At 40.7% G+C, this 17415-nt stretch carries 17 protein-coding genes; 11 read left to right on the forward strand and 6 right to left on the reverse strand.

Annotated features, from left to right (window positions below; all coding sequences use genetic code 11):
* The first annotated feature begins 2 nt into the window (after positions 1–2).
* Positions 3–995, forward strand: coding sequence for a polysaccharide deacetylase family protein (locus QQK00_RS14195; RefSeq protein ID WP_284218245.1), 993 nt, complete (start codon positions 3–5; stop codon positions 993–995).
* On the forward strand, positions 992–1903 hold the full coding sequence (locus tag QQK00_RS14200) for a tetratricopeptide repeat protein (protein ID WP_284218246.1): 912 nt from the start codon (positions 992–994) through the stop codon (positions 1901–1903). The genes QQK00_RS14195 and QQK00_RS14200 overlap by 4 nt, the downstream gene beginning before the upstream one ends.
* Before the next feature lie 217 nt (positions 1904–2120).
* Here QQK00_RS14200 and QQK00_RS14205 read toward each other — a convergent pair whose 3' ends face one another.
* Both QQK00_RS14205 and QQK00_RS14210 read right to left on the reverse strand, forming a co-directional pair.
* Positions 2121–3392: a GGDEF domain-containing protein gene (locus tag QQK00_RS14205; protein WP_284218247.1), complete on the reverse strand. Its 1272-nt coding sequence runs from the start codon at positions 3390–3392 to the stop codon at positions 2121–2123.
* Positions 3393–3641: 249 nt separating this feature from the next.
* Positions 3642–6452 (reverse strand): bifunctional aconitate hydratase 2/2-methylisocitrate dehydratase, encoded by a 2811-nt coding sequence (locus QQK00_RS14210; protein ID WP_284218248.1) that lies wholly within the window; start codon positions 6450–6452, stop codon positions 3642–3644.
* A 467-nt stretch (positions 6453–6919) separates the two neighbouring features.
* Between QQK00_RS14210 and QQK00_RS14215 the strand changes: the two genes are divergently transcribed.
* Positions 6920–8041 (forward strand): phosphoserine transaminase, encoded by a 1122-nt coding sequence (locus QQK00_RS14215; protein ID WP_284218249.1) that lies wholly within the window; start codon positions 6920–6922, stop codon positions 8039–8041.
* Positions 8042–8073: 32 nt separating this feature from the next.
* Positions 8074–9246, forward strand: a complete 1173-nt coding sequence (locus QQK00_RS14220) for a phosphoglycerate dehydrogenase (RefSeq protein ID WP_284218250.1) — start codon at positions 8074–8076, stop codon at positions 9244–9246.
* Between the two features lie 96 nt (positions 9247–9342).
* Here the strand turns inward: QQK00_RS14220 and QQK00_RS14225 are convergent, their stop codons facing one another.
* Positions 9343–10125 (reverse strand): 3-keto-disaccharide hydrolase, encoded by a 783-nt coding sequence (locus tag QQK00_RS14225; RefSeq protein ID WP_284218251.1) that lies wholly within the window; start codon positions 10123–10125, stop codon positions 9343–9345.
* A gap of 148 nt (positions 10126–10273) precedes the next feature.
* Here QQK00_RS14225 and QQK00_RS14230 point away from each other — a divergent pair, with 148 nt between their 5' ends.
* On the forward strand, positions 10274–10678 hold the full coding sequence (locus QQK00_RS14230) for a response regulator (RefSeq protein WP_284218252.1): 405 nt from the start codon (positions 10274–10276) through the stop codon (positions 10676–10678).
* A 68-nt stretch (positions 10679–10746) separates the two neighbouring features.
* Here the strand turns inward: QQK00_RS14230 and QQK00_RS14235 are convergent, their stop codons facing one another.
* Positions 10747–11028, reverse strand: a complete 282-nt coding sequence (locus QQK00_RS14235; protein ID WP_284218253.1) for a DUF6471 domain-containing protein — start codon at positions 11026–11028, stop codon at positions 10747–10749.
* A gap of 213 nt (positions 11029–11241) precedes the next feature.
* Here QQK00_RS14235 and QQK00_RS14240 point away from each other — a divergent pair, with 213 nt between their 5' ends.
* The 6 genes from QQK00_RS14240 (at position 11242) to QQK00_RS14265 (ending at position 15426) form a co-directional block, all read left to right on the forward strand.
* On the forward strand, positions 11242–11631 hold the full coding sequence (locus QQK00_RS14240; RefSeq protein WP_284218254.1) for a DUF2170 family protein: 390 nt from the start codon (positions 11242–11244) through the stop codon (positions 11629–11631).
* Positions 11632–11643: 12 nt separating this feature from the next.
* Positions 11644–12324, forward strand: a complete 681-nt coding sequence (locus QQK00_RS14245) for a PspA/IM30 family protein (protein WP_284218255.1) — start codon at positions 11644–11646, stop codon at positions 12322–12324.
* 144 nt (positions 12325–12468) lie between these two features.
* Entirely contained in the window at positions 12469–13113 is a 645-nt protein-coding gene (locus tag QQK00_RS14250) for a YjfK family protein (protein WP_284218256.1), read from the forward strand.
* Positions 13114–13194: 81 nt separating this feature from the next.
* Positions 13195–13608: a DUF350 domain-containing protein gene (locus QQK00_RS14255; RefSeq protein WP_284218257.1), complete on the forward strand. Its 414-nt coding sequence runs from the start codon at positions 13195–13197 to the stop codon at positions 13606–13608.
* A gap of 12 nt (positions 13609–13620) precedes the next feature.
* Positions 13621–14238, forward strand: a complete 618-nt coding sequence (locus QQK00_RS14260; protein ID WP_284218258.1) for a DUF1190 domain-containing protein — start codon at positions 13621–13623, stop codon at positions 14236–14238.
* Positions 14239–15426: a glutathionylspermidine synthase family protein gene (locus QQK00_RS14265; RefSeq protein WP_284218259.1), complete on the forward strand. Its 1188-nt coding sequence runs from the start codon at positions 14239–14241 to the stop codon at positions 15424–15426. It abuts the gene before it with no gap.
* Between the two features lie 14 nt (positions 15427–15440).
* Here QQK00_RS14265 and QQK00_RS14270 read toward each other — a convergent pair whose 3' ends face one another.
* Entirely contained in the window at positions 15441–16697 is a 1257-nt protein-coding gene (locus QQK00_RS14270) for a lipase family protein (RefSeq protein WP_284218260.1), read from the reverse strand.
* A 61-nt stretch (positions 16698–16758) separates the two neighbouring features.
* Positions 16759–17403: a DUF6795 domain-containing protein gene (locus tag QQK00_RS14275; RefSeq protein WP_284218261.1), complete on the reverse strand. Its 645-nt coding sequence runs from the start codon at positions 17401–17403 to the stop codon at positions 16759–16761.
* Positions 17404–17415 lie beyond the last annotated feature (12 nt).

A 17415-nucleotide genomic window follows, 5' to 3' on the forward strand; every position in this document is an offset into this window, starting at 1 on the left:
TAATGTCTGTCAAAAAAGTCTTATTTTTTATATGTATGACCATATTCTTTCAAGGTTGTGCAAATAAACAAATACTCAAAAGAGAACTCGCGACAAACGCGTCATTTACACTCGTGCGTGTGACAGAAAAGGATAGTTTTGCGAGTTTAGCTGAGGAATATTTAGGACACGCAAAATACGCTAGCGTCGTCCAGCGATATAACCCTGGTATCGACATAGCTGCGGCTAATTATGTCGCTGTTCCCTTGAAGAGTATAAACGCTAGTGCGGTGTTTTCTAATGGGTATCAAACGATTCCAATTTTGTGTTATCACCAATTTACTCGGGATAAAACGGGTAAGTCGCGGATGGTTGTGCCTGAACATGAATTTCGGGAACAAATGACTTACTTGTCAAACAATGGCTATCAAGTGGTGCCGTTGAGTGATATTGGATTGTTTATACGAGGCAAAAAGGAACTGCCTGACAAGGCCGTCGTTATTACTATTGATGATGGATATAAGAGCTATATGGATATTGCCTTCCCTATCTTGAAAGAATATGGATTTCCTTCAACCATGTTTGTTTACCCAGAATTTGTCGGTGCGGGTATTGCCTTAAATTGGCGAGATGTTAACGCCTTAAACGATGAACCATTAGTTGATATTCAATCGCATTCAAAAACTCACGATAGTTTATCTAGGAAACCGTCAGGCGAATTGGATGCAAACTATGTGAAGCGCCTTGAGAAAGAAGTCGTTGACGCAGAAAAGATTATTTCAAAACGCACAGGCAATACAATTAATCAATTTGCTTACCCCTACGGCAATACCAGTGTCGTATTGGTTGATATGCTTAAAGAAAATGAATATGACTTGGCTGTTACCGTTCAGCGAGGCAGTAATCCCGCGTTTTCATCTCCATTTTTGCTCAATCGAACAATGATTTATGGCGGGGATAGCATGCGTAAATTTACCTCTAGTTTAGACGTGTTTATAGAGGTAAATACGAAATGAAGTCTTTATATCTTTGTTTAATAATGAGTTTTTTTCTGTTTGGATGTGAAAGCACACCAGAGAAACAAGAAGCGATGGCAGACAAACGCATGCGTATCGCTGAAAATTTGGAGCAACAAGGGCGTTGGTTTGACGCACTGATTCAGTGGCAGATTTTGTATACTTTATATCCAGAACAGCAACACATTAGCCAAGAGATTGACCGTTTAAGCCAGCAAATAATTAAGAAGAAACAATTTCTTAAAGCTCAATACGCGAAAATAGAAAAAAGTGATAAGACGAAAGCTAAGAAGGACATCCTCTTGGGGATATTAGCGATAGCGCCCAACGATCCGGAAGCTAAGGAAGCACTGAGGCAGATGAACTGGGCGCTTGCCTTAAAAAGTGCGAATGCGAAAACCAAGACGATCGTAAAGTATTTTGAAGAAAATCAAAAGAAAGCCCAGAAATCTATCGAACTCACCAATTTGCTCGATCAAGGTGAGCAATTTATCAAAGCAGGCAAATATAAAGCCTTATTGCAGACAGCCGATAGATTAGAAAGTAAACATCCAAAACATGCGAAAATTAACCATTTTCGATATACAGCGTATTCGCAAATAGGTAAACAATATCAAGACAATAACGACGTAGAGACGGCCATTGCCTCTTATGATCGAGCGGCAAAGTATGCACCAAAAAATGATGACGCTACATTGAGTCGTAAGATACTTGACCTTCGTCAAACTAAGGCTAATGAATATTATATCGAGGGAAAAAAATTATTTAAACATGATTTGGAAAAGGCGATTGAATTGTTTAAAAGAGCGAAAGCAATTTTTCCAGAACATCCTAAGGTAATGGGTGATTTGGTGCGAGCAGAGCGAATTCAAAAGAATTTGTTGAAGATAAAGAATTTAAAAAAGTAATTTAGCGCTATTTTTGACTCTGTATACTCTTATTAATTCAGTCAAATCGTTTGCTCAACAGATTGACTTTGGGGTTTTATCGTACAAACATGGCTAATCTGTAGTGGCTCAAATCTAATCAATCCACTTTACGCGTTGTCTAATTTCGCTGTTCAAAAGGTCGTACTATATTGAAACGATCTCTATGAATCACATACGAATAATTTAATACGATTTTTTAAACAACCACCGTTCTGTTTCTTCCGGTTTCTTTGGCCTTATATAATGCTTTATCAGCTCTTCTAAAGGCCATCTCAAAATCTTCATTTGTAGATAATTTTGTTGTGCCAATACTGGCAGTGACCTTGTCTAACTTACCGTTTGCAAATATTCCTTTTTCAATCGATTTTCTGATTTTTTCGGCGAACGGGAGTATCGATCTTGAGTGTTTGTTATGAAAGAGAATGACAAATTCCTCCCCGCCCCAACGACAAAATACGTCATAATATCGAGTATTCTTTTGTATTCGCTGCGTTAACTCTTGCAATACTATGTCGCCAGTATCGTGGCCTAATTTGTCGTTGATGGACTTAAAATGATCGATATCAAGTATTAGCAATGAATACCGTTCTAAGCGCTGCTTTTCATGTAAATCGCTTACGATTCGATTTAAACCGTGTCGATTGAGAATACCCGTGAGAGCATCGGTTTCGGACTGTTTTTTGTAATTCTTGCTCTGAACAGTAAGCTCTGTAATTTTCAGCGTTTTCAATTTTAGTTTGCGATCTAACTTTGTATAGCGTACTAGGCCTTCTGACATAAAAATACTGGCCCAAATGATGATGATGCCTAAGTACATGCTCTCTTTTGAAAAGTAGCTTCCTGATACGCGTAACGATTCTAGCTTGAAAGCATGATCGCCGATTACCACCGGAGGCCTAAAGTCGATGCCAATCGATATTACTTGATCGTATTCAGTCTGAATATCGGTGGGTGAGATATTGTGCGTAGATATCCACCAATCAGCGACTCTGAATGTGTCTAAAGGGATTGTTATTCCGTTTATTGTTTCTGTCGCGTCGACACTTGTACTGCTATATTTTGAGGTAGCCATTTCGTCAAAACTATTGGGAATAAAATAAGCGTTGCGAAGGAATATTTGGATATACTTCGCTTCACCTGTATATGTTAAATCTATTTCGAGATCTGTATATTGTGACAAATCAATCGCGGAAAATGGTCTTTCTTCAGACCACGTTAAAAACATACCGCAATAGGGGTACGGAATACCTTCACGAATGTGGCAGGTCCATTCTAAAGGGTGCTCATTTTGCCAGCTTAAAAACGAATTTCCACCATTCCAAGAGTCAGTGGCTGCCTGGCTAGATTTAGTCATGCTAGGAAAAAGCAGCATGGTGTTTTTTGGTAAGAAGTCGTAAAACGCTACGCATAATATTGGCAGTAATAGGCAAATTGCTTTTAGCACCTTAATAATGCCGATGTGCTTCACGAGTGTTGTCCCCTGCAATACTATCTACCACCATTATTTTAGTTTAGATGAAAATGCGTCATTTGTATTTGACCCTAGTGTCAAATGAATCGCACGCTATCAGTCTTTAACGGCCGTTCAGTCAAATTATTTATTACAGGTTAGTGACTTTGCAATTGCTTATATAGCGCAGACATAAAAAAGCTCGCATACTTGCGAGCTTCCTAGCTTGGTTCAATTGTATTTATCTGAGTTGTTGACTCAAACAGTTTAAATTGATTTTACTGGTACGTTAGGGACAAACTTAGACTGTGCGGTAAGTTCTTCAACCGGTGGCGCAAAGTCTGTTAAGTTAATACCCTTAACGGCATTTTTATATTCATCAATGCTCGGCGTGCGGCCAAGTATGGTCGAAAGTACAACGACTGGGGTTGATGCTAATAGAGATTCACCTTTCTTCTCCTCAGCATCCTCAACAACACGCCCTTGGAATAATCGTGTAGACGTGGCCAATACGGTATCGCCTTTCTCGGCTTTTTCTTGGTTACCCATACATAGGTTACAGCCAGGTCTTTCAAGGTACATGATGTTGTCGTATTTAGTACGAGCAGCACCTTTTGGATTGTCGTCGTCAAACTCGAAACCTGAGTACTTCTTAAGGACTTCCCAGTCGCCTTCTGCTTTTAGTTCGTCAACTATGTTGTATGTAGGTGGCGCAATTACCAGTGGCGCCTTAAACTCGACGCCACCGTTTTGTGCTTCCAAATTTTTAAGCATTTGAGAGATAATTTTCATATCGCCTTTGTGCACCATACATGAGCCGACAAAGCCAAGGTCGACAGTCTTTTCACCTTTGTAGTATGAAACAGGTCTAATAGTATCGTGCGTATAGCGTTTTGACACATCTTCGTTGTTTACGTCTGGGTCAGCAATCATTGGTTCATCGATTAGGTCTAAATCAACAATGACTTCAGCAAAGTATTCAGCGTTATCGTCGGGTGCCAATGCGGGGTTAGTGCCAGACTTAATTTCATCAATTCTTTTGTCTGCAAGATCAATCAAACCTTGCAGTGTTTGAGCTGCGTTATCCATACCCTTGTCGATCATTATCTGGATGCGACTCTTGGCAAGTTCTAAGGACTGAATCAAAGTATCATCTTCAGAAATACAGATAGATGCTTTAGCTTTCATCTCTGCAGTCCAATCGGTAAACGTAAAGGCTTGGTCAGCCATTAAAGTACCAATATGTACCTCAATTACTCTACCTTGGAAAACATTGTCGCCAAACTGCTTTAACATTTGCGCTTGAGTTGCATGCACAACATCACGGAAATCCATGTGAGATTTCATTTCGCCTTTAAAGGTAACTTTTACAGACTCTGGAATGGGCATAGTTGCTTCACCTGTCGCAAGTGCAAGTGCTACTGTGCCCGAGTCCGCGCCAAACGCGACGCCTTTAGACATTCTAGTATGCGAATCACCACCAATGATAATTGCCCAATCGTCAACCGTAATATCATTTAATACTTTATGGATGACGTCAGTCATTGCATGATAAACCCCTTCAGGGTCACGTGCGGTAATTAATCCGAACTTGTTCATGAAAGACATAAGCTTAGGTATATTGGCTTGCGCCTTTTTATCCCAAACTGATGCAGTATGGCAGCCTGATTGGTATGCACCATCTACACTCGGAGAAATTACTGTCGCAGCCATTGACTCTAGTTCCTGAGACGTCATTAAGCCAGTAGTGTCTTGTGAACCAACGATATTTACCTTAACGCGCACATCAGAGCCTGCATGCAGGTCTTCATCAGACAATGTGCCTACCGCATTTTTATTGAAAATCTTTTCTACTGCGGTAAGGCCTTGGTCAGCGTGTGAAATTTCTTTTGATGGTGCGTATACAATGGGTGGTTCAACACCGAGTATTTCTGCTGCTACGTTCTGTAGTTTCTTACCGAATACAATCGCATAAGAACCACCGGCCTTCATAAATTCTACTTTTTGAGGCGTAAACGCGGATGACACATCAACTAATTCTTTGTCGCCCTGATACAGCTTTTTCTCTTTTGTATTGATGGTCAGTACTGTACCTGTTTCTACGGAATATGTTTGTTCTAGTACTGGGTCTCCATTGTCATTTAGAACGGTATTACCATCAGCGTCAACTTTTTTCACCCAGTTTTTAAGATCAAGGCCAATACCACCTGTTACGCCAACCGTCGTCAAGAATATGGGGGAGATACCATTAGTACCCGCTACAACAGGTGCAATGTTAACAAAAGGAACATACGGACTTGCTTGCTTACCTGCCCAAAGTGCAACGTTATTTACGCCAGACATGCGAGAGGATCCGACACCCATAGTGCCTTTTTCTGCAATTAACATCACTTTTTTGTCTGGGTGTTCTGCCTGAAGGGCTTGAATTTCGGCTTGTGCTTCGGGTGATATTAAGCATTTTCCATGCAACTCGCGGTCTGAACGTGAGTGCGCTTGATTACCTGGAGAGAGTAAATCGGTAGAAATGTCACCTTCGGCAGCAATATAAGTAACTACGTCAACTTTTTCTTCGATTTCAGGAAGATTAGTAAAAAAATCTGCTCTTGCGTAGCTTTCTAAGATATCAGTCGCAATTTTGTTACCCGCTTTATGCGCAGCTTCAAGGCGTCCAGTATCTGCTTCATATAAAAATACTTGGGTTTTTAAAACATCAGAGGCCGCATTTGCAATATCAGCGTTTTCGCCTAGCGCTAAATCCAGTAATACCTCTACAGAAGGACCGCCTTTCATATGAGATAGCAATTCAAAGGCAAAAGTGGGTGTGATTTCTTCAACTACTGATTCACCAAGAATAATCTCTTTTAAGAACGCCGCTTTAACACCTGCTGCACTTGTCGTGCCTGGTAGGGTGTTATAGATGAAAAAATGCAGAGAATCTTCGCGATGCTCATTTCCAGTATCTTTGATTTGTTCAATGATCTCTGATAGCAATTCTGCGCTATCGATTGGCTTTGGATGCAATCCTAACTCTTGCTTTCTTGTTGCGATTTCATCCATGTATTCTGAATATAAACTCATTCAAACCTCTCGGGGGTGCGAAAAACATTAATTAAACTGTGCGACATTTTACCTGATTTTATCACTGAGCGTAATCATTTGACTAATACTCTGTATTTTAAACGCTGATTATGGTCACTTATTAAAAATGATTCTTATTTACAATGCTTTAAGTGTTATTTAGGTAGGGTATTTGGGGCCATTCAGATAAAATACAGAATTTTAAACAAGACAGTATCTCAATATCTTTAGCAGTGATTTTGGTGAAAATGTCGATTCAAGCCTTACTTGTGCCGATTCAGAAGAACATTGCTGCTTGCTCAGCTCAAACACCACTTACGGTTTTGAGGTCTATAACACCATTCGCTATAACTCATGTCACACGAATATTGGTCAAGCCCATAAATCCTAGTATTCTTACTAACAATTTTTTAACAGTGCAAAGATCAACGCGCATCGCTTGTTGTTCAAATACAAAGAGATCTTTTATGCAACCGAGCTTAAAACCTTCAAACCCTAATTTTTCATCTGGACCATGTGCTAAACGTCCTGGCTATGACGTGAGTCAATTAGACTTGTCAGTACTCGGGCGCTCTCATCGAGCGGCGATTGGTAAAAAAGCCCTAAAAAGTGCCTGTGTTGACACCGCAAGAATACTCAATTTACCTGAAGGTTATCGTGTTGCTGTTGTCCCCGCGTCAGATACAGGTGCAATGGAGATGGCCATGTGGTCAATGCTTGGAGAAAGACCCGTAGATGTGCTCTATTGGGAGTCTTTTGGACAAGGTTGGGCAACTGATATTACTAAACAACTTCAACTTGATGATGCACGTGTGTTAAGCGCTGATTATGGACAACTCCCAAATTTGAACGATGTGAATTGTGATCATGACGTTGTGTTTACATGGAATGGTACAACCTCGGGGGCGCGTGTCCCTAATGCGGATTGGATAAGCGATGATCGCAAAGGGCTAACCTTTTGTGACGCGACGTCGGCGGTCTTTGCACAAGAAATGGCATGGGAAAAACTCGATGTCATTACTTATAGCTGGCAAAAAGTATTAGGTGGCGAAGGTGGTCACGGTATGCTGATATTGAGCCCGCGAGCAGTTGAACGGCTTGAAAGTTACATACCTCCTCGCCCGTTGCCTAAGATATTCCGCATGACTAAGGGCGGCAAGTTAATAGAAGGGTTATTTACCGGTGCGACGATCAATACACCTTCTATGCTTTGTGTTGTGGATTACTTAGATGCGCTTTCATGGGTTGAGTCGGTCGGCGGTGTGGCAGGCACTATCGCCAGATGTAATGCTAACTTAGCAACGGTAAGCGCATTTGTTAACTCTCATGATTGGATAAACTTTTTGGCAGCTGACGAAAGTATCCGGTCAAATTCAAGTGTGTGTTTAAGTCTTGATTTACAGGCTGAACAAGTAAAGTCGCTTGTGAGCTTATTGGCGGAGCATGAAGTTGCCTATGACATCGGCGCCTATCGAGATGCACCCACTGGCCTGCGTATTTGGTGTGGTGCGACGATTGAAAACAAGGATATAGAAGCCTTGATGCCATGGTTAGCATGGGCATATGAACAAGTAAAAGCAGATAGCTAGCTTACGCGTAAAATCTCTTATAAAGGAATAGTATGTACAAGGTAAAAACGTTTAATCTGATTTCTTCGAAAGGCTTAGAGAGGTTTTCTAGAGACAAGTATGAAGTGAGCTCTGACGCTAGTCAGCCTCATGCAATATTGCTTCGAAGCCACAAATTGCACAATGAAGTGCTGGACAACTCAGTACTTGCGGTCGCGCGTGCTGGAGCTGGCGTGAACAATGTCCCTGTTGCTGATTATAGTAAACGCGGTATTGCTGTATTTAACACACCTGGCGCAAATGCAAATGCTGTAAAAGAACTCGTGTTAGCCGGTATGTTATTAAGTTCGCGGGGCATAAAACCTGGCATTGATCATGTTTCAACATTACACAATATTTCAGATGCAGCGGAATTACACAAAACCTTAGAAGCACAGAAAAAGCAATTTTCTGGCAGTGAACTTAAAGGCAAAACGCTTGGTATTATTGGCTTGGGAGCAATTGGTTCTTTGGTCGCTGATATGGCACTAGCGCTTGGCATGAAAGTCGTCGGTTTTGATCCCGCGTTGTCGATAGAAGCCGCTTGGCGACTATCAAGCGAAGTACAACGAGCGGAGAACATGCATGCTTTATTAGCCAAGTGTGATTATGTCAGTTTACATGTTCCGGCAATTGAACCAACAATTCATATGATTAATGCTGATGCACTGGCGCAGGCTAAAGAAGGTATGGTGTTAGTTAACTTTGCTAGAGAGTCAATCGTCGACCCAGAAGCAGTGGCAAACGCGTTGGATAAACGTATATTACGCACTTATGTCTGTGACTTCCCAGAGCCTGTTTTTTATGGACGAGAGGACGTCATTGCGATGCCGCATATTGGCGCTTCTACCGCTGAAGCTGAGGAGAACTGCGCGATGATGGCAGCCGATCAGATTATGGACTTTTTGGAAAATGGCAACATTAAGAATTCGGTTAATTTTCCCAATGTGGCGATGGCAAGGGAGGAAGGGCAACGTATAATTTTTGCCAATGAAAATGTCCCTAAGGTCTTAGGTAATGTCTTGTCTGTATTAGCTGACCATAATGTCAATGTTATCGACATGGTAAATAAGAGCCGCGGTGACTTGGCTTACAATATTATTGACGTTGAAAAAATGGAGAACGGGCATGTAATCGACGCTATCAATAGTATTGAACACGTGACTAGTGTTAGGTTGATTAACTGAAGCCTAAGATAAATTTTAGGATAAAATGCAGGGCGAACTGTTTTCTCGCCCTGTTTCTTTTATCTTCTTGCGTTTAGGTACTAATTCTTTAGATGATTAGAGCGCTTTGATTTTTACGTTTTTAAAGTCTATCGGGTGGCCTTCACTTTGTAGCGAAATATACCCTTCAGATAATACTTTGCCTTCATCCCACGCCGATTTATCAATGCCTTTAATTGTGCCGGTAAAGCCTATTTGAGGGCGTTTGTACTCGAGCACCGTTTTGCCATTTATAATGTGAGTGACATCCCCATTATTTACGATTAATTCTGCTGACACCCAGTTATCAGAATAATAAGTATCGGAAGATGAATTTATGCAATGTTCTTTTGTAAGCGCACCATTGATATAAATATCCGTACCTGGTGTACAGACATTCCCCGTAGTACGAGTTGTTCCTTTTCTCCCTGCGGCTAAAAACTGCATTTCTATCGACAACGGCCAATTTTGGTTTTGCAAAATACTGTCCGGCGATTGCGCATAAAACATAACGCCACTATTTAGTTTGGCGAAACTTGGTGCCCCAGTGTACATCTCCCCCCTAAATCGATATTCAAGTGTTAGATGAAAGTTTGTGAATGGTTTTTCGTAGTAGATATGAGAGAAGCGGTCATCAAATTCCCCCGTATAATTTGTATAATCTACTCGTAGCATGCCGTTATGGACAGTAAACGTGTTGTCTGGATCTTCTCCGAGTTTGTAGCGATGAGTTTTTACTATCCACCCAGACAGATCGTTTCCATTAAATATTGTTTCGAATTGATTTTTGTTGCTGTGAGGATGATTCGCGCATGCCGAAAGCATAATGATTGCGCTAAGTAAGGGGATAATTTTCAACATTTTATTTATAGTTTTATATTTGAATTAGCAAATCCTACAGTAAAGTATCTAATGGGTCTATGTACAACAATAGGAATTCAAACTTGAAAAAACGCTGATGGTGCCGTTAACCTCTTTACATAATGTGTTTTCAACAAGAAAATTAGGCGTGAAAGATCCGGCAGAAAAATTAAAGCGAATAAACATTCTCGTTGTCGACGATATGGAGTCGATGATTGGATTAGTTACTAGTTGCTTAAGATCAATTGGCGCAGAAAAGATAAATACCGCGTATAACGGCGCAAGTGCTTGGTCAGCATTGAATAAAAAAAGTTACGATTTGATAATTTGCGATTGGGATATGCCCAAAATGACGGGGTTTGGCTTATTAAAACTCGTACGTGAATCTGAAACGCATAAACATATCCCGTTTTTATTACTTACCGCTGCAAGAGAAAAAAACCTTGTTGTTGATGCTCTTGAAGCTGGAGTAAGTGATTACTTAGCCAAACCATTTCAACCGAAAGAATTGGCTTTTCGAGTGATTAAGTTACTCCGAAAAATACCTGTATAATTGAATTAAGAAATCTCGACTCTCAATCAATATGTTATGCCTACTGCAATTTTACCGTTAGGTTGACCTCACGACTTAACTGAAATTTCTGCACTCAACTCATTGGTAATTATTTCCACAATCAAAAAAAACAATCCCGCGGATAAAGAATTGCCCGATACTTTGTTTCTCAGATTGCTCGAACTAAGCACAACGCCTCTCTTTTCAAGCAGTGCAACAATTTCATCATAGGTTACTTCGTGTTCCACCATTAATTTTTTAATATGCAAAGTTGCGCCTTTTGCATAGGGCAAAATTGACTTCTTGTTATTCACGCTTATATTAACTTGGGTGTGATTGTTTGTTTGCATGCTTGCCTCATAGATAAAGCTCTTAAGTAGTATATCTATTGATGCAACTTATTCAATACATAAGCTATTAATATCACGCATTTGCAATTTATTTTAATTATTTGCAACGTATGTGTTGCAAAATTATCTAAACTCACTATTATATAGACTATCGAAAGCGAAAAGCTTGATCAAAAGTAGCAATAACGTAGTCGCTTTTACATGGAGATTAAAATGACAATGAAGCGAGACCAAATACTTGCCCTTATGCAAGCGCAACTCAATTTCACAGCAGAGATTGAAGGGGATTGTATTAGTATTTCTAACGATGAAGGTTTGGATGCCTTTTTGGTAGTAGGAGAGCAGCAAATCGTCGCAGAAACCGTGTTGTTTCCATTAGATGCGGTAAAAGATTGCTCTGCACTTGACCATGAGATATTACGAACGCATCGGTTAGTGCCGCTGTCAACTGTGGCTGTGTCGTCAATTGGGGGTGAAGAATATTACGTCGCATTCGGTGCATTGTCAGTCGATAGTAAAGATGAAGTTATTGTTGAAGAAGTAGAAGCTCTGTTTGCAAACGTACCAGAGTTTTTAGAATTGTATTCTGAATATTTGAAATAGTAGGAGTCATATATGAGTTTAGGTAGACTTTGGTCAGCGTTAAAAGGCCACACAAACAAAGCATTGGAAGATGCTGCAGATTCACAAGCTATTACAATTTTAGACCAGCAAATCCGTGAAGCTAAAAAAGAAATACAGCAATGTGGGCAAAGCTTACATTCTATCGCTGCAAAGCGTAAGTTAAGCCAAAACAAAGTGGCATCTTTGCAAGCCGATATAGATAAGTATAGCCAAAGTGCGGCTGAGCATGCCGAAACTAACAGAGAGTTAGCATTGGAGTGTGCACAGCGCGTCGGTGAGTTAGAGCAACTCAAAGCAAGTGAGCAAAATATCACTGACAGTTATGTTAAGAACGAGAATACACTTAAGTCGAATTTGGCAACTGCTAAAAATAATTTACGTATGTTAGAACAGCAGGTTGACCAAGTAAAAGCAACTGAATCTGTCCAAAAAGCGCAGGTTGCAGCATCTACGCATTTTAGTGGTGGTAATAGCAAGGTGAAAACAGCATTAGATAGCCTTGAACGCATAAAACAAAAACAAGCGGAAAAAGACGCTGCGTTGGATGCTGCATCTGAGTTAGCTGAGCTTGAAACTGGCTCTGATTTAGATGCTAAAATTCGTCAGGCCGGTGGCGGAGCCAATAACTCTAGCGAAGACATGCTTGCGAAAATTTTGGCTGGCAAAAAGTAAACGTAGATTATCTATTAAAAGCGCTCGAAAATGGGCGCTTTTGTATGTTTAGGCATTGTATGTTTAGACGTAGAGTGTGTTACATTGACTAGCATAAATTAAAAATTGTCGATATACGCAAGTCACTCACATATGGAGTCGTGAATGTTTAATTTGTTTAAAAAAAAGCAGGTTGATAAACCGTCTATTCAAAAACCTGAGGTAATGGGCCTATGCATTGGTTCTAGCTTCGATATCGATAAACTTTCATTCCAACTTATCCTTGATCAACTGGTCATAAAAGATGTCGCCGATACTCAACTTATTCAGGCCGCAGGTAAAGTAGATTTGGGGTCTAGTATACTTCTGCGTTTTTACACGGACGATGAAGCTTGGTTACAAGTGGTGTGTGAAGGTGGCGTTGCTGAAGAGAATGTCGTCGACGTGACGCTATTCCATTATTTTGATACTTTGCATGTGAATACCAGCGAATGGAATACACTACTAAATCAAAAAATAGGTGTACCAGTCTACGTGTTTGAGGGCCATGAATATCAGCGTGTCTGGACAAGCACTACCGAATATCATCCACCAGTAGCTATGCAAGAAGAAACCTTTGATGAGACGAACGAAATATCAAAAACTGACCAGTTTGTGATGTTGTTTGAGCGAGAACTAGGTGATGGTTCTTTTGAGCAGTTATACTTGTCTGGTGAGGAAACTCTAAATGACAGTAATCAACTAGAGCACTGTTTAGTGATTAGCACAGGGATCAAACTGTCGCCGACACAAATTAGAGTCAATGGTTAGGTATTGTAGTGAATGTTTAACAGCAAACCTCGAACAAAAACATAACGTTTAAATTAACAATAAAACTGAAAGAGAAAGCTCATGGAAAATTACGATTTAGTCACAGGTATAATGCACTTCGCGCTATATTTCGGCATTGCGATTTTATTTTTAGTGATATTTAAAGGTGTGTATGGACTGGCTACTCCGCATGCCGAATGGAAACTAATTAAAGAAGAAAAAAATACTGCCGCGGCGATCGGGTTTGGTGGTGCAATTATCGGTTTTGCTACTGCGCTTGCTGGCGCCGTAAGCAACTCAGGTGATTTAATCGACTTTGCTATTTGGGGTGTCATTGCCTTGATTGCACAGCTTATTGCTTATTCGATTGTACGTTTTGTTTTCATGCCAAAAATCACCGAACGCATTGAGAACAATGAAGTGAGTGCCGGGATTGTATTAGGTGCTACGGGCGTCGCTGTAGGGCTGATAAACGCCGCTTGCATGACTTACTAAAGGAGCATGATCATGAAAAGAACATCGTTTCTTGATCTCAGTTTGATGAGAAAACACTCTCGTGCTTTCGCGCTGGCACCTCTATCCTTAGCAGTAATTTCTGGCTGTTCGTCAGGTTCTCAAGATGAGCAAGTAAAGTTTGTTACTTCTGTCTCAGAGTGCACAACAACAACGTCATTAACAGAATCTGAATGCCAGGCGGCATATGAGCAAGCAGTACTTGATGCGGAGGCTACTGCGCCACGCTATCAGTATGAAAGAGATTGTCTTACTGAATTTGGGAACTGCGAACGTCAAGGCAGTTTTTTCGTTCCATTTATGACCGGTTATATTGTTTCCGAAATCATTGATGAAGTTGGAGATGCCTTCGAACGCAAGCATCGTTATAAGCATTCTTATCCTGCATATTTATATTCTGGTAGCGGAAGCTACCGAAACAAAATCATGACCAGTGACGGCCATGTAATTGGTTCTCCGGGACAACGTTCTTATCGTGTATCACGAGACGCCTTGAAGCCTAAGCCAAAAGTAACTCGTACTATCTCTCGTGGTGGTTTTGGAGCTACTGCATCCGCCAAAAGTAACTGGGGTAGCAGTAAATCTTCGAGCAAAGGCGGTTGGGGAGGCTAAATGCTTCGTATCCCCTGTGAAGAACGTCCTAATTGGGAGGCAACCGCAGATGAATTTGGTTTCAAGTTTCATACCCTATATGGAGAAAAATACTGGGATGAATCTGCTTATTACCAGTTTACCCTTGAGCAAATAGAACAAGGGATTGAAGCGCCGACCGAAGAGATTCATCAAATGTGTTTGGCGGTAGTCGATGCGGTTATTCAAGATGACGATTTACTTGAAAGGTTTGCTATCCCAGCATCTCAATGGGCGTTTATTCGTAAAAGTTGGCAAAATGGCGACCCTTCATTATATTCGCGCTTAGACTTTGCATACGACGGCAAAGGTGTTGCGAAACTCTATGAAAACAATGCAGACACGCCGACGTCTATTTATGAAACAGGCTTTTGGCAATGGGTATGGTTAGAAAATAAAGTTGATAGCAAGGCATTAAATCGTACCGCGGACCAATTCAACTCTGTGCAGGAAAAGCTGGTAAATCGCTTTAAAGAGTTACATGCGCTTAATCCCGAACGCACGTTGCATTTTGCTTGTTGTAAAGATACTGAAGAAGACAGAGGCACCGTTCAATACCTGGAAGATTGCGCTATTGCTGCCGGGATAGAAACCAAATTCGTGTATATTGAGGATATTGGCATTGACCAAGATAATCAGTTTACAGATATAGACAACCTTGTTATCCAATGGATGTTTAAGTTGTATCCTTGGGAGTTTATGTTTGAAGATGAATATGGAGAGATACTTGGTAAGCAAAATATTCGTTGGATAGAGCCACCTTGGAAAGCAATTTTATCTAATAAAGCGCTACTGCCAATGTTGTGGAAGTTATTTCCCAATCATCCAAATTTACTGCCCGCATTTTTTGAAGATGAATTACATCTGGTGCCTGCTGACATGACCTTAGTGAAGAAACCTATATTTTCACGAGAAGGAGCAAATATCTCGTTCACAAATCATCTAGGTGAGCCGATTGATGGGGACGAGAGTTTGCTCGATTCAGATGGACCCTATGGCTCAGAGGGTTATATTTATCAGCAAATGCACGTATTACCTGTATTTCAGAACAATCATACGCTAATAGGGAGTTGGCTGATTGATGATCAAGCTGCGGGCATTTCTATAAGAGAAGATAGCCAAGCGATAACGCAAGACATGAGTCGGTATTTACCCCACATTATTCTTTAGTTTATTACTAACTCCTATAACGCTCCCATAATTACCATAGGTAATTCTACTGGCATACTTGCTATGTTAGGGCTTGCTAGGGTTGCAATAAGCGCCATTGATGCCTTATTTGAAACAAGTCTAAACAATTGCTCTAACAAATATCGAATAAATGTCTCCGTCATTTGTACTGTGCTGACCGCAGCTTTTCCAATAAACCTGAGTACGCCTTTTAATAAGCTTGCTAGCGATTTTTTGAAGTTGACTGCAAGCGTCGCTGCTCTGTGCAATAGCCATGCTAGGAAGTCGAGTGTACTCAATATGGTGATTAGACTAGCAGCCACAATAACCTGAGCTGAGCGAATAAGTCTTTTTAAAATATACATGATTATTTTTTGTGTACTCGCACCCAAGTGCTTACCCGTCTCAAGTGCTGCTTCTAATACACTTACGTTTTGATAAGAGAGCGGATCTGGAATACGTTGTACAGCACTCCATGAATCAAACTTTGCGGCACTTGGCATATATGAATCCGTCATCGAATGTGCACTAGGAGCAATAAGCACTTGGCGTTGAATGCAACAATCTCCATGGGTGTGCACAAATGGCCAACAGGGAACCATAGGTACGGGGTCGCCATCATTATAAACTCTAAATGCTTTTACTCGTCTAGACTCGAGGGCTTGCTTAAAATCAGAACCATAACCAACGCGAGGGCTGCCAAAGGTGTAAAGGTTCACCGCATAACCTTGACGCGCGAAATACTCCGCATTTAATGAGGCAAGTGCACCGCCAAGGCTGTGACCAACACAATGAACTGTATTAATACCAGTATTTTTAATGTCGTTAGAAAACGCTTTTAGATCGTCAAAGTAAGATTCAAAGGTGTCGATAAAACCTGAATGGCATTTAGTTCCTAAGGGCGATACTTTTGGGATTGTCCAGAGATCAGTGAGCACGTCAGACATGGTTGCCGTGCCTCTTGTCGAGACGATTGCTTCATTACGCCTGTTGCCCTCTCCAAGCGCAAAGAAGCCAAACCCAGATGTTTGTTTTGTTCCTTTATTTAGCGCCAATTTTTTGGTGAACAATACCGGTGCATTTACCTTGTCATAGCCACTTTGACCTTCAAATCGTTTTGAGGCATCAAAACCACCTGCCTCATTTATTGTGCCTCTCAGGCCAGTCTGCTGGTTGCGGCCTTCTCTGTTTTCATCAAGTGAATCTACGATGTTCATATTGTATGCAGCATCTGCGATTTTTGCTGCATTGAGTGGGCTGAGTGTTGGCATTTTGAATTTACCGAAGTTAAATGTAGCAGTTAATATGGCTTGGAGATTTATTCACGTCACATTACTCCAGTCGACACAAGCCGAAATAATCAGACAACTGGGAGATGTCATGTGCTTTTTCTGTTTCACTTAATTCGCAACGCATTTTCAGTGGTAAGCCGTCATTCTCACTATTTAACTCATAATTACCCTTCTTAAAACGCCATGCGGTATATGATTTGCCTTGATAATTTATGGTCAGTTCTTGACCGATGGCCGGGTTATGCGGGAACATCGACCAAAAAAAAGATTGTTGAGTTTTTACAGGAAAAGAGAATTCACCCGATGGATCTGTCATTTTTTCCTCAGAAAAAACCTCATCTTTCCATTTGTAATTATGAACGATGTTTGCGCCTTCAACAGGCTCACCGTTCAGTTCAACTACACCACTTACTGGAGAGAATAAGACTAGGGTAGAAGAGAAAGTGCTCATGGAATAAGTTATCCCCAATAAAATAATAAGTGCTTTTAACCAGTTAACAATCATAAAAAGAAAGTAGCAACCTTGTTCACTGAATGAACAATATGAATAACATATCTGCAATTGAAACGCTAATGAAATGAAAATGCGATTTGAGAGCATAAGGTGAATGAACACTAATTTCTCTGGCTCATCTGTATTGGCAAATATACCGGCGTGAAAGGAACAAACAGAGGTATTGGTCAAATGACCAAATTC

Source organism: Agaribacter marinus, from assembly GCF_030160655.1.
Classification (GTDB): domain Bacteria; phylum Pseudomonadota; class Gammaproteobacteria; order Enterobacterales; family Alteromonadaceae; genus Glaciecola; species Glaciecola marina.